This window comes from Acinetobacter sp. CWB-B33 (assembly GCF_039655955.1).
Classification (GTDB): Bacteria; Pseudomonadota; Gammaproteobacteria; order Pseudomonadales; family Moraxellaceae; genus Acinetobacter; species Acinetobacter bouvetii.
In genome coordinates, this window is the sequence record NZ_JAGFEU010000001.1 from 474,082 (window position 1) to 487,681 (window position 13,600).

The following is a 13,600-nucleotide window of genomic DNA, read 5'->3' on the forward strand; positions in this document are numbered from 1 at the left end:
AAAAACACTCAAAAGCTGAGGCTTGTCTAAACCATCAATATTTAAGATAAGTTGGTTTTTTTTGTATAGTTAATTAAATTTATTGAATAAGTTAATAAAATTAGGTTTGTGGTAAGGTCAATTCTTTGTATGATAGATTCTATGTGTAGGCTTCTTCATTCTGAAATTATATTGCTGAACAATTTTTTGAGAACAGCTTTAGGCAACAAGGCTCTAATAAACAAAATGTCCTAAGCAGCAGTACAAATAAAGAAATATATAAATGGGAGTAACTCTAAATTCCTAAAATTATCTGATATGGTTTAAATCCTTCGATCACTGCTTCAGAAATCAATTGGATAAAAGCTTCAGTTTTGTCATAAGCCATCCACTGATCCAAAGCTTCATAGTAAGCCAAGCGATTTTTCAACTGTAATAACGCAAGGTGGATATCCAGATTTCAGCAACTTAAGGTTCATCAATAGACGTGATGTGCGTCTATTACCATCAATAAAAAATCCAGGTGTACTTTAGCTGCACGTTCAATAGGATGACGCTGATGCGCTTCCGACTTGTACCAACCGACTAGTTGAGCCATTTTGTCATTCAACAATGTATAGTCAGGTGGGGTAGTCGTAGCACCTGAAATCAATATATTTCGTTGGTGGTAATGACCTACATTGCCATCATCAATATTTTTTAGAATGCTGAATTTTTACGGTATTTTTTGCGGTACAATGATGTGGGTTGGGTTTAAATATTTATAATAAACAATTGGTTAAATTGTATTTACGGTGCGCGCTGAGCGCACCATTTTCCTGTTTTAGCCATCTAATAAAATTAAAAATAAATAGCTTACGCAGTACTTTTATCTAGTACTGTCTGACGATATTTTCGTTTATCTCAGTTTTTACGGTATTTTTTGCAGTAATCAAACATTTACTGCAGGGGTTTACCGTAGAAATGCCCAATTTTTTTTTTAAATCTTACAGATACGTAAATGCGATTGGCTTTAAATTCAAACAAAAAATTATCAGTTAAGGTTCAAATCAAACTCGCAGATGGCAAAGGTCTGTTCTTTATCGTTTTGTAGAGAGTTGCTTGCCCAAAATATTAATTCAGCAATTCAAACGCAACGTAACGATGAACTTATGCAGTTTTAAACTAATAGCAGATGAATACCGCAAGACAGAAGAGTTCGAGCCAAGTACTCAGCGTCGAAATAATTTTGTTTGGGATACGTTATATGCTGCAATTGGTAATTATCAAATAGACAGTATTGCACCATCGCAAATTTTAGAAGTATGCCGGCTGTATGAGTGGCAAAGAAAAATAGAGTCAGCAAAGCGAATGAGAAGTAAGGCATCGCAAGTCTTTCGATATGCAAAGGCATTTAAACCGGCGGCAAGCGTATTTCTTATGGCGCGCATGCTGTTGTCAAAGTTGATTTCAACTCGCTGCCTAAATAGGCTCTTTAATTGGTGATGTTGCAGGCTTCCTCAACTTCGCAAAATCAAAAGCTCACAAACTGCCATGAAATTGGGTGTGCTCTGCATGGCAGTAGAGTTTAAAGCTGTAAGTATGATGATCTATCTGTTTAAACAAATTAGCTGTCAAGACCGTAATCCTATTTCTAAAATTTGTACGATCATTAGATCAAGTGCTTGAATGATGGTTTCATTCATTTCAAATGAACAATTGATACGGATGTGGTTCTGTTTTTTATTTTCACGATAAAAGAGAATACTTGGCGCGATACCAATATTGTTTTGGATCATGCTTTCGTAAATTCGGCTGCTGTCTGCTTCTTCAGGCAGTGTCACCCACAGAAAATAGCCTGAAGGATAATAATGCACAGTGCAATTTTCGGGTAAGTTCTTGCTGAGATATTGATAATATTGATTTTTAAGCCGTTTTAAGGTTGTACGCAGGCCTTTTAAATGTTTTTCATAATGACGGTGTGAGAGGTAATCGACTAAAGCATTTTGAATGAATGAGTTTACAGAGATGGTGCTCATCAATTGCAGATGCTGTATATGTTCAGAAAATTTTCCCGCATAAACCCAGCCAACACGGAAACCAGCCCCCAACGTTTTGGAAAAAGAAGAGCAGTGCAAGACCAAGTTTTGTTGATCATAATACTTCATGGATAGAGGCCGTTTTTGATCATAATAAAGCTCTTCATAGACATCATCTTCAATCAAATAAATTTCATGCTGATGCAGCAATTTAGCCAATTCAAATTTAACCTCATCACTGACTGTAAATCCAATCGGATTATGGCTGTTCAGCATCATTAAACAGACTCTAATTGGATAGCTTGTAATGGCTTTTTTAAAGGCCTCCAAATCCAGCCCATATTCTGGGTGTTCTGGAATGGTAATGACTTTTAAGCCCAGATTTTCAGCTGCTTGCCAAGCTCCATAGAAAATTGTTTCTTGCAGCAGAATATAATCACCTGCCTGAGTCATGGCTCTTAAAGACAGATTTAAAGCATCCAGTCCGCCAGAGGTAATCACAATGTCAGAGGGATCGGTAGGAATGCCTTGCATGCAATAGCGTTGAGCGATCAGTTTTCTGAGCTCGTAGTTTCCCGGCGGTAAGCTCGGCATTTGCTCATAGCCGACCCGGTATTTTGCCTGTTGCGCCAAGGTTTGCATCAGCTTCTGAGAATAAAGCAGTTGGCTATCGGGAAAAGCGCTTCCCAAGGGAATAATTTTTTCAGATTGAATGGATTTTAAATAACGGAATACCAGTGAGTTAATCTCAATTTTTTCATTCACAATGACTTTTTTTGCGAGCGCTGCCTGTAAGGGATTCTCTGCAACAAAGTAACCTAATTTTTCTTTTGAATAGATCAGTCCTTGAGCTTCCAGTTCCTGATAGGCATTCATGACTGTAATTAAGCTAAACCCTGAAATTTCGACCTGCTGCCTTAAAGAGGGAAGTTTCTCATGCGCTTTCCAAGCCCCTGTTTCAATCAGATGTTTGAGGCTTAGGGCGAGTTGTTCTGATTTATACATAAAATGGCATGCTCATATGAGAAAGGGATAGCAATGATTCCACTGCTATCCAAGGTTTTATCCAATATGCTTTTAATAGGTCAAGCTGAGCAGCAGTTTAAAAAATCCTGCAATTAAGCCTAGGGACAGGAAACCAAAACACCATAATAATATGAACCATGCTGCAGGATTCAAACGATTTTGTATTTTTTTCATCAGGGTCACCTTGCTTAATGATAGCCTTCATCACCAATACGCACTTTGTCACGGAATACCCAGTAGGACAAAAAGGTATAAACCAGAATAATCGGGATTAGAATGACAGCACCGGTCAGTGCAAATCTCATACTTGATTCAGGAGCAGCAGCTTGCCAGATGGAAACCGTTGGCGGAATGATGTTGGGCCATAAACTGATCACAAAACCCGTAAAGGCTAGAAATACCAGACCCAGCATTAAAACAAAGGGCTGCGCATCTTTTCGCTGCGCGCATGCTTTCAAAATAAGCCCAGAACAGATCAGCACTAACGCAGGCACAGGGCTGAAATAGAACAGATTCGGTAAGCTAAACCAGCGCTGCGCAATTTCAGGATGGCTGATAGGTGTGTAGATACTGACGGCGCCAAAGACAATCAATAAGGTAATAATGAGCTTAGGCATCAGCGCATACATTTTCGCTTGTAAATCTGCCTCGGTTTTCATGATGAGCCATGCGCAGCCTAAGGCGCTATACATGATAACCACACCCAAGCCTACAAACAAAGAGAATGGAGTCAGCCAGTCGAGTGAACCGCCACTATAAATGCCATTTTGTGTTTCAATTCCTTGAATGTACGCGCCGAGAATCACCCCTTGGAAGAAGCTGGAAAAGAATGAACCCCAAATAAAGGCCTGATCCCATAGCGGCTTGCTGCGATGGGCTTTAAAGCGGAACTCAAAGGCCACGCCTCGGAAAATTAAAGCCACTACCATAAAAATGATCGGTAAATATAAGGCAGATAACACGGTGGAATAGACCAGAGGAAAGGCGGCAAATAGACCTGCACCGCCCAAGACCATCCAGGTTTCGTTGCCATCCCAGACAGGCGCCACGGTGTTCATCATCACATCGCGTTCTTGCTGCTCTTGAATAAACGGGAACAGTATGCCAATCCCGAGATCAAAGCCATCCATCACCACGTAAATCAATACGCCCAAGCCAATGATACCGACCCAGACCAATGCAAGATCAATCATGATGCTGCTCCTTATTTGCAGGGGGTTGGCTTGCTGAGCCATCAATTGCTTCATCGACGGCACTCAATGGCCGCATCGGCGTTTTAAAATGCCCAGGACCGGCAAGCTGCTGATCAAGGCTGTCTATATGTACGGGACCGGCCTTGATTAATTTCAGCATGTAATAGATACCTGTGCCGAAAACCACGGTATAGACCAGTACAAAAATAATCAGACTGAGCCCGACTTGTTCTGCAGTCACGGTATGCGATAAACCATGCTGGGTGCGAATGACGCCATAGACCACCCAAGGCTGTCTGCCGACCTCCGTAGTCACCCAGCCTGCGAGTAAGGCGATATAGCCTGTAGGCCCCATAACGGTGGCAAACTTATGAAACCAGCGGCTTTCATATAACCGGTCTTGTTTACGCAGCCATAAAGCAGTCAGTGACATCAACACCATCAGCATGCCGAGTCCCACCATCACGCGGAAACTCCAGAACACGATGGGAACAGGCGGACGATCTTCAGGGGCGAAGTCTTTTAAGCCTGTGACTTTTCCATCCATGGAATGGGTTAAAATTAAGCTGCCTAAGTTCGGGATGCCGACTTCTAGGTTATTGCGTTCATTCTCCATATCGGGTAAGGCGAACAACAATAAAGGCATACCATGATCATGATTGGTTTCCCAGTGACCTTCAATGGCTGCCAATTTAGCCGGTTGATGCTCAAGGGTATTCAAACCGTGCTGATCCCCAATCACCACTTGCAGGCAGGACGTGACGAGCACCATCCAAAGTCCCATGGAGAAGGATTTCTTGACTAACGCGTCGCGGCGGCCTTTGAATAAATGCCATGCAGCTGTCCCCACAACCAATAAGGAAGATACAAGGAAAGCCGCGGTTGCCATATGGGCAAAGCGGTAGGGGAAGGATGGGTTAAATACAATGGCCCACCAATCAGAGGGGACAATAATGCCATTTTCGATGAAAAAGCCTTGCGGGGTCTGCATCCAGCTGTTGGACGATAAAATCCAGAACATAGAAATACAGGTGCCAATGGCGACCATCAAGGTCGCAAAAAAATGTGCCTTAGGCCCGACACGCCCCCAACCGAACAGCATGATGCCGAGAAAGCCGGCTTCAAGGAAAAAGGCGCTCAGCACTTCATAAGTCAGTAATGGACCAGTGACCGAACCGGCAATACGAGAAAATTCACTCCAGTTGGTACCGAACTGATACGCCATAACAATGCCCGATACCACACCCATGGCAAAGGCAACGGCAAAAATCTTAATCCAGTATTTGAACAGATCTTTATAAATCGGGTTTTGGGTGCGCAGCCATTTCCATTCCAGCAGCGCCAGAAAGCAGGCTAAGCCAATCGAAGTAGCAGGGAAGATGATGTGAAATGAAACTGTAAAGGCGAATTGAATTCGAGCGAGTTCTAGTGCAGTCAATCCAAGGCTCATAGAAACCTCCATTGCTGGCTGAGGCATCTAATCGCTGATAACCCAAGACTGACTAGATAGGAGGTGTAAAAAATGATAGATCGTTTCATCAAAACTACCGACTTTGAATAATTATCCCGATTTTGCAGGACACAGAATTCAAGATGTAGGTACAAAAACGTGTCATATAAAATATAACAGGAAACGTAGATAAAGGTGCTCTGTTATATTTATACAGCACAATTCTGTAGCTACTGCCGATGTGAAAAAGAATTAAAAATAACAATTATAAATGGATCTGGATGGTGCTGAAATGTTTGTTACAAAGAGTCTGAATAAAATTCCTGAGATTATTGAACAAGGTATTTTATCTGAAAAACTGAAACAGAAATTGACTCAGAAATTCGTCAATTTAGAAGCAACCCTGCTGCGTGCAAAAGTGCTGCGCGAACTCTCCAAGGCGAAAGCAGATTATATTGTGCAGTCTGCGATTCAGAATGAGCAATCAAGTTTAGCCTACCTGTTTGCGCCATTTATTCTGGGAAATTTAAATCAAACGGCCATCTATCATAGCCAGGCAACAGCTCCTGTACTGAATCTATTAAGCCGATACTATCAGGCTGAGAAAAAGCAGCACTTAAAAATTGATGATGTGCTGGGGGCCTTAAATATTTATTTAGACCTGCATGATACCGACTTGGATGATGTTGATTTCTTTTATTATGCATTGCTGCATGCCTTATGCAGAGCAGATATTTCCCAGATTTTTTTAATTACGCACTTAAAGCTTGATAGTCAAAAAATTGCTGAAATTGAACAGTTTTTTAAAATTAAGATTCACTCTATTCATATTGATCCGTTAGACAAAATTATGGGTAGCACTGAACTCAATATGCGCAAATTGTTCTTTAAAAACAAAGATCAGCAATATATCGATTTATGTGAAAAATTTTCCAAACTCAATGCACAGTTGCTATCTGCGAGTAGTCATTATAGTCAGACTCAAGCCAAGCAACTGGTGGAGGATATGTTTTATGCAGAGCATATTTATGAAAAGTTATCGGTCTATGCCGAGTATATGCAGACCTGCCTACAACATGGCGGGTCCCGAAAGCAGATGAATTTTTTAGCCTAATTTATATTTTTAATACTCCGTTCAAAACAGCTTTTCTTTTATATTGATGCATATACATAGGCCGCTCAAATGTTTTTATATACAGACTTTGATCAAAATTTATTAAATGAACGTGTCGCACAATTTCGTGACCAAACCCAGCGTTATTTAGAGGGGAAACTGACCGAAGAAGAATACCGTCCATTGCGATTGCAAAATGGTTTGTACATTCAACGCTATGCACCCATGCTGCGTTTGGCGGTGCCTTATGGCTTAATGAACTCAGCGCAACTGCGGAAAGTGGCTGAGGTTGCGCAGAAGTATGACCGTGGTTATGCGCATATTTCAACGCGTCAAAATATTCAATTGAATTGGCCGCAGCTTGAAGATGTTCCTGATATTTTGCAGGAACTCGCTACGGTACACATGCATTCTATTCAGACCAGCGGCAATTGTATTCGAAACACCACCACAGACCAGTATGCTGGCGTGGTTGAAGGGGAATTAACTGATCCGCGCCCCACCTGTGAACTGATTCGCCAGTGGAGTACCTTTCATCCAGAGTTTTCATTCCTGCCGCGTAAATTTAAAATAGCGGTTTGTGCACACCCTGAGCAAGACCGCGCTGCTACGACCTTTCATGATGTTGGGGTTTATGTAGTAGAAAATGAAGCGGGGGTGTTAGGCTATCAAATTAAAGTCGGCGGTGGGCTTGGACGTACACCTTTAGTGGGACATGTCATTAAGCCATTTTTAGCCCGTGAAGATTTAATAGCTTATTTAGATGCCATCATGCGCGTATATAACTTGCATGGTCGCCGTGATAATAAATACAAAGCGCGTATTAAAATTTTAGTAAAAGCCCTGACCCCAGCAGGCTTTGCGGAAAAAGTTGAAGCTGAGTTTGCACATACTCAAACACTGCTCAAAGTTCAGCCCAGTGTTTTAGCGCAAATGGATGCAGTATTTCGACCGTTTGCCTATGAACCTTTAGATGCGGAAAATTTTGAGGCTTTGTTCCAACAGTATCCGAAGTTTAAACACTGGTTCAATATCAATACCCATGCACATAAAGTCGCGGGCTACCGCATAGTCACAATCAGCTTAAAACGGGCGGGTGTAGCACCGGGGGATATGACTTCCGATGAAATGCGTTTAATTGCAGATTTGGCTGACCAATATACCTTCGGTGAGCTGCGAACCACGCATGAGCAAAATATTGCCTTAACCGATGTACGCCAAAAGGATCTGTTTGAACTGTGGCAAGTCTTAGATCGTGGCAATTTGGCTCGTGCGCATATTGGCTTTCTGACTGACATGATTTGCTGTCCGGGCGGCGATTTTTGCTCCTTGGCAAATGCCAAATCCATTCCGGTGTATGAGGCGATAGCTCGCCGTTTTGATGATTTGGATGCTTTATATCATTTAGGCAAGCTCAATCTGAACATTTCAGGCTGTATGAATGCGTGTGGACACCACCATGTCGGCAATATTGGCATTCTAGGTGTCGATAAAAAAGGCGCTGAATATTACCAAATTAGCTTAGGCGGTAACTCAGATCATGATGCATCCCTCGGCGATATTTTAGGGCCATCATTTCCTGCAGAAGATATTCCTGATGTGCTCGAAGAAATTCTAAATACTTATCTGGATCTGCGTTTAGCGCATGAATCTTTTTTAGAAACCTACAAGCGTGTCTCGATCCAGCCATTTAAAGAGCGGGCATATGCGGATATAAATTGAGATGTTGCATGACCAGACTCGGCTGAAGAAGCTAAAAACCGCGAGCTGCCAAATCATCATTATTTTGGCCGTTTGGAGCTGTGCTTATACCTTGCAAAAGCTGTTGAACTTGCCTGTGGCATCAGGGGTACTTGGTTTTTTTCTGCTGCTGTTCTTGCTTGAAATGAAGTGGCTGAAATTAGCCCACGTTGAGCGCGGCGCCGATCTGTTGCTGGCTGAACTGCTGCTGTTTTTCATTCCGCCGGTGGTCGGCGTGATTCAATATCAGGATTTATTGATTGCCAGTGGTTGGAAAATTCTGCTGGTGATTTTAATCAGCACTGCTTTGGTGATGATGGTTTCTGTATATAGCGTGCGGTTGTTGTTAAAGCAGCCAGAGCTAAATCAAGAACCCAAACAGGAAGATCAGTATGACTGAGTTCTGGGGGCTTTTTTACTTGGTTTGGACCGTGCTGTGCTACTTCATGGCAAAGCAGCTTTTTGTTCGAACACAAAAAATCTATTTATCGCCAATTATTGTCGTCCCTGTTTTGAGCATCGTGCTGATTTTTATGTTACAGCATCAGTTTCAAGAGTATTACCGCTATACCCAGTATTTGGTAGCGATGCTCGGCCCAATTACGGTGGCTTTTGCGATCCCTGTATTTCGTTATCGCCGCATGATTCAGCAGCATTTTAAAGTGTTGCTCTTCAGTTCCAGCCTTGCCATGCTGGTGGGTCTTTTCAGTAGCTGGTTTTTGGCGAGCCTATTGGACTTTGATGACATCGTTAAAAATAGCCTGTTGGCGCGTTCCATTTCAATCCCCTTTGCTTTAGTGCTCACCGAAAAAGTGGGTGGATCCATCAGCCTGATCCCGCTCTTTACCGTAATTACAGGTCTGATCGGCATGTTGTTGGGAGACCTCCTTTTGCTTTGGATGAAATATAAAAATCACCTTGCTTCGGGTGCAGCACTGGGTAATGCCGCACATGCTATGGGCATAGCCCGGGCAAGACAGCGGCATGAAGTGGAAGGCGTCATTGCCAGTCTCTCGATGATTATTTCTGGAATTATTATGGTGCTATTTGCCCCATCGCTGATTGCAGTGACGAAGTATTTACTTGGCTTTATATCTTTTTAAATCAATAAGGAATCGCAGATGCATCCTATGTCACATGCAAAGACAGCTTTAAGTGCTAAAAGCTATTAAGTATTAATCAGTTAATTTTTTATTGCAGTACATGCTGTGAGCTCAGTTTTTCAGGCAATAGGCCATTTTTCTGTTGATTCATAATCAGTCAGATCTAATTTAATCGGAAACTGCCTGAAACAGTCCTGTGTATTGGGGGAGTCTTTTAAGCGAACAAACGCGGGCTCTGCTGTGCCTTCAATCTTAAAACGTATATTCATTCGGAAAACCCTTTGTGAGGAATGCCGTTATGCTGATCAGATAGGCTGTTGATTTCTCAACCTTAGCTTATCTTGCATTCATCCACTGAGATAATTTGCTGTTCAGTATAATGGTACTGAGGGAGGGCTTAGTCCCTAAGAACTATATATCTATGAATACCATGCATAAATTCAGGGCGGAAATACTTTTTATTCTCAGTACGCACCTTTATTTAATCCTGATGAATTAACCTCATCACTGATCCTGAAGCGGTCCTTCAATTTGCCGTACTTGGCGCCGTTTAAGTCTTATTTTTAATTGGTTTAGAAATGAAACCATCAAAACCATAGGGGGCAGAAAATAAATATTCGGCCTAGGGCAGCATCAAACCGAGAATAGCTAGACTATTTTCTTTAAAAATACTTCATAGACTCAATCAATATGGGTGATAAATAAAAATCATTATCAATTAGATTTTTATTTTTTTATACTGCAGCAGTGTATTTTCATTAATTGTGTAGCCAAATGCCATACAAATTCTCCCCGCTAAGTTTAGCAATATTAGCAATCATTAATGTGTCGGCTCATGCTCAGGCAACGGATACTGAAACGGCTCAAAGTTTACCGACGATAACAATTCAGGCGCCAGCCGAACAAAAGGAAAATGAAGAGTATGCTGCAAAAACCGCATCCTCTATATTGCGTTCAAATGATCCTTTATTTGAAACAGCACAATCTATTAGCGTCGTAACGAGTGAGCAGATTCAAGAAAAACAGCTTAAAACAGTTGCCGAAGCTTTAGAAGGCGTTGCCGGTGTTGCATCGGGTTCATATGGCCGCCGCGGCTGGGATGACTTTATCATTCGTGGTCAAATTTCGAGTGCGCAAACCTATGTTGATGGATTGCGCGTGCAAACTTCAACAAATGTCTTAAGATCTGAAGATATTAGTGGATTAGATTCTATTCAAGTCGTGAAAGGTCCTACTTCAGTGGGTTTTGGTTTAGCGCTGCCAGGGGGCTTAGTGAATTTAACGACAAAGCGCCCCGAAGCGGAAACGTTCTATCGTACCAATTTGAGCTATGGAAGCTATGGGCTTAAAGAAGGCACATTTGATATTAATTATGCGCCAAACCAAACTGAAAAAGGGGCATTTCGTTTCGTTGGCCGCGTGTCTGATCAAGATGATCCGACAGATTATGTATATTTTAAAAATCAGTATTTAGCATCATCATATAATTTTGATTTAAATGATAAAAATGATCTTTCTGTGATTGCGAGCTATCAGCACAGAAAATATATTCGAAATCAGGGAATTCCGCAAAACTACCAAAATTATGGACGCAACTTCTTTATTGGAGAGCCTGATCGCTATTATGATGTGGACGTATATCGCGTAGGCAGCAATTTCACTCATTATTTTGATAATGATTGGATTTTTAAGCAGAATTTTGCTGTGACAAAAAATAGCAGCTGGAGTAACTCAGTTTTTGCGGCTTCTGGAGCGGCCTTCCCAATTGTGAAACGGCAAGTCAATTATCAGGATAAGCAAGATACCAATTTTGCATTAGATAATTATCTGCAGCGGAGTTTTAAAACGGATCATATTGATTACGAGGTGACAGCCGGAGTTGATATGATGAAAGAGCGCAGTGACTACTATCAGCGGGTTGATAATGTAAACCCGATTGATGCAGATAACTTAGAGTATGGCATTAGCACTACGACGCAAGGCAAGCCGTCATGGAATTTGACCTATAATCAATACACGGGGCTTTATTTAAGAAATACCATTAAAATTGATGATCAGTGGATTTTAGGCTTATCTGGACGCCATGATTGGACGCAAGTGAGTGTTGAAAACCAAATAAATAATACAACCGTACAAAATTCGGATAATGCATTTACGGGCAGTGCATCATTGATGTACCGCATCAATGATTTCTTTGCACCCTATATTAGCTATTCAACTTCATTTATGCCTGTAACCGATACTGGTGCGAATAGTACATTACTTAACCCCGAAGAAGGTAAACAAACCGAAGTTGGTATGAAGTTTCAAGGACTTGACCAGCGTTTACAAGGGTATATCGCTTATTATGATCTCACGCGCCGCAATGTCACAGAAAATGATTCAACTCTAGGCTATTCAATTCAAACCGGTGAGCAGCAAACCAAAGGCTACGAAGCAGAATTATCTGCAGCTCTGTCGAACCAATGGCATGTATCCGCCGCCTATAGCTATATACCAACTGCAGAAGTCACAGAAAGTTTAACCAGCAGTGAGATCGGGAAGCGCATTAACCATGTCCCTAAAAATGCAGCATCATTGTCTAGCCAATATTATTTTAGCCCAGATAAACTGGGATGGAATATGGGGGTAGGAGTACGCCTTCAAGGGGAACGAACAGCACAGCGTGGAACATACTTTGTGCGTATGCCAAGTTATACGTTATTTGATGTGAATGCTGGTTACGATGCTCAACATTGGGGCATGGGTTTAAGCATTAAAAATTTATTTGATAAAGATTATATTCAAGGTACAACACCCAATGCCCAGTTGCTCAGTTTTGGCAGCCCGCGAACTTTTCTCTTTAATGTGAAGTTTAAATATTAATCAGTTCTTGTTTTTCGTCCATTGAACATTTTGTAGTTAAATTTAACCATATATTTTTGAGGAACTTTGATTTGAACGATCAAAGTTCCGATGTCTTTTAAGGTATCACACAGTGAAAAAACTTTTTTTAATGCTGATTGCTACACTGAGCTTAGGTTTTTTAACAGCATCCATGAGTGCATTTGCAGCTAAAGTGAGTACGCATATCGCATTAATTTCTCAGATAAACGGGTCATCATACGCAAATGATTTGGCTATAAAACAGCACTTGGAAGCCTTGGGATATACCGTTCAAATATTAGACCAGCTCCAAGATCCAACACAAATTAAACAAGTTGATGCAATTATTTTATCTTCAACAGTTGGATCAAAAAACTTAAAAGCAGGGTGGCGGCAGTTAGAAATTCCATTAATGACATGGGAAAGTGATTATATTGATGATTTAGCCATGACGGGGAAACGCTCAGGTCAGGATTTTGGTGAAGTCGATAAAGCCCGATATTTATGGCTTGTGAATGCGCCACACCGCTTATCTGCAAATTTACCTGCGGGCACGCTGAATGTTTATAAAAAACAGACCATGATGAATTGGGGGAAACCTGGATTAGGGGCTACGATCATTGCGACAGTCTACGGCGAACCTGAAAAAGCAGCAATTTGGGGATATGAAAAAGGTGCAACTATGGATTATGAATCTTTAGCGCCAGCTAAACGGCTGATGTTCTTTCTTCATAATGACACTTTTTCAGACTTGTCTTCAGATGGGGTTAAGCTATTCGATGCGAGTGTAAAGTGGCTGATGGCGCCGGAAAATTCAAAATGATGGAAATAGAGCTGCAAATGTTTAGTAATCGATGGAAGTTTAAAGCTTCGATTTTGTATTAAATTTTTCAGGCTTTAACGCTCTGTTAAAAGTGTATGCACAATTGATGGGATAAGCTCAGAAGCATTTAAGGTGAGGCAGCTTCAAAATGAGGCTGTCTCATGTCTAAGATACTGAATGCAATCCAAAATTTACAACTTTGAACTGAGTGGAAAATAATTTATGAGCGAGGTTTTTTATCAAAAAATTTGAATTGATATTTTTTGTATTTATATGAATAGTAAAAAGA

11 protein-coding genes and 2 pseudogenes are annotated in these 13,600 nt (G+C 41.2%); 7 read left to right on the forward strand and 6 right to left on the reverse strand.

Translation table 11 applies throughout. The features are described 5' to 3' along the window. Positions 1-274: 274 nt before the first annotated feature. Positions 275-685 (reverse strand): annotated as a pseudogene (locus JZ784_RS02310) (Fic family protein); the annotation flags it as partial. 694 nt (positions 686-1,379) lie between these two features. Here JZ784_RS02310 and JZ784_RS02315 point away from each other — a divergent pair. Next, a pseudogene (locus tag JZ784_RS02315) lies at positions 1,380-1,560 on the forward strand (electron transfer flavoprotein-ubiquinone oxidoreductase); the annotation flags it as partial. Positions 1,561-1,592: 32 nt separating this feature from the next. Here the strand turns inward: JZ784_RS02315 and JZ784_RS02320 are convergent. From JZ784_RS02320 to JZ784_RS02335, 4 genes are all read right to left on the reverse strand, one after another. Next, positions 1,593-3,002 (reverse strand): PLP-dependent aminotransferase family protein, encoded by a 1,410-nt coding sequence (locus tag JZ784_RS02320; RefSeq protein WP_346313648.1) that lies wholly within the window; start codon positions 3,000-3,002, stop codon positions 1,593-1,595. A gap of 72 nt (positions 3,003-3,074) precedes the next feature. Continuing rightward, the gene (locus JZ784_RS02325) at positions 3,075-3,197 is read right to left on the reverse strand and encodes a DUF2474 domain-containing protein (RefSeq protein ID WP_346313649.1); all 123 of its coding nucleotides are present in this window, start codon (positions 3,195-3,197) and stop codon (positions 3,075-3,077) included. Between the two features lie 14 nt (positions 3,198-3,211). Then, complete coding sequence (gene cydB, locus JZ784_RS02330; RefSeq protein WP_346313650.1) at positions 3,212-4,216, reverse strand: cytochrome d ubiquinol oxidase subunit II; 1,005 nt, start codon at positions 4,214-4,216, stop codon at positions 3,212-3,214. After that, positions 4,209-5,666: a cytochrome ubiquinol oxidase subunit I gene (locus JZ784_RS02335; protein WP_346313651.1), complete on the reverse strand. Its 1,458-nt coding sequence runs from the start codon at positions 5,664-5,666 to the stop codon at positions 4,209-4,211. The genes cydB and JZ784_RS02335 overlap by 8 nt, the downstream gene beginning before the upstream one ends. A 292-nt stretch (positions 5,667-5,958) precedes the next feature. Here JZ784_RS02335 and JZ784_RS02340 point away from each other — a divergent pair, with 292 nt between their 5' ends. The 4 genes from JZ784_RS02340 (at position 5,959) to JZ784_RS02355 (ending at position 9,623) form a co-directional block, all read left to right on the forward strand. After that, positions 5,959-6,780 carry a hypothetical protein gene (locus tag JZ784_RS02340; protein WP_346313652.1) on the forward strand — a complete coding sequence of 274 codons (822 nt, stop codon included), beginning with the start codon at positions 5,959-5,961 and terminating at the stop codon, positions 6,778-6,780. 69 nt (positions 6,781-6,849) lie between these two features. Then, entirely contained in the window at positions 6,850-8,502 is a 1,653-nt protein-coding gene (locus JZ784_RS02345; RefSeq protein ID WP_346313653.1) for a nitrite/sulfite reductase, read from the forward strand. A 1-nt stretch (position 8,503) separates the two neighbouring features. Continuing rightward, positions 8,504-8,920, forward strand: coding sequence for a CidA/LrgA family protein (locus tag JZ784_RS02350; protein WP_346313654.1), 417 nt, complete (start codon positions 8,504-8,506; stop codon positions 8,918-8,920). Beyond that, positions 8,913-9,623: an LrgB family protein gene (locus JZ784_RS02355; protein ID WP_346313655.1), complete on the forward strand. Its 711-nt coding sequence runs from the start codon at positions 8,913-8,915 to the stop codon at positions 9,621-9,623. The genes JZ784_RS02350 and JZ784_RS02355 overlap by 8 nt, the downstream gene beginning before the upstream one ends. A 119-nt stretch (positions 9,624-9,742) precedes the next feature. Here JZ784_RS02355 and JZ784_RS02360 read toward each other — a convergent pair whose 3' ends face one another. Continuing rightward, entirely contained in the window at positions 9,743-9,892 is a 150-nt protein-coding gene (locus JZ784_RS02360) for a hypothetical protein (RefSeq protein WP_346313656.1), read from the reverse strand. 505 nt (positions 9,893-10,397) lie between these two features. Here JZ784_RS02360 and JZ784_RS02365 point away from each other — a divergent pair. Beyond that, positions 10,398-12,488, forward strand: coding sequence for a TonB-dependent siderophore receptor (locus JZ784_RS02365; protein ID WP_346313657.1), 2,091 nt, complete (start codon positions 10,398-10,400; stop codon positions 12,486-12,488). 172 nt (positions 12,489-12,660) lie between these two features. Next, positions 12,661-13,311 carry a hypothetical protein gene (locus JZ784_RS02370; protein ID WP_346314244.1) on the forward strand — a complete coding sequence of 217 codons (651 nt, stop codon included), beginning with the start codon at positions 12,661-12,663 and terminating at the stop codon, positions 13,309-13,311. Positions 13,312-13,600 lie beyond the last annotated feature (289 nt).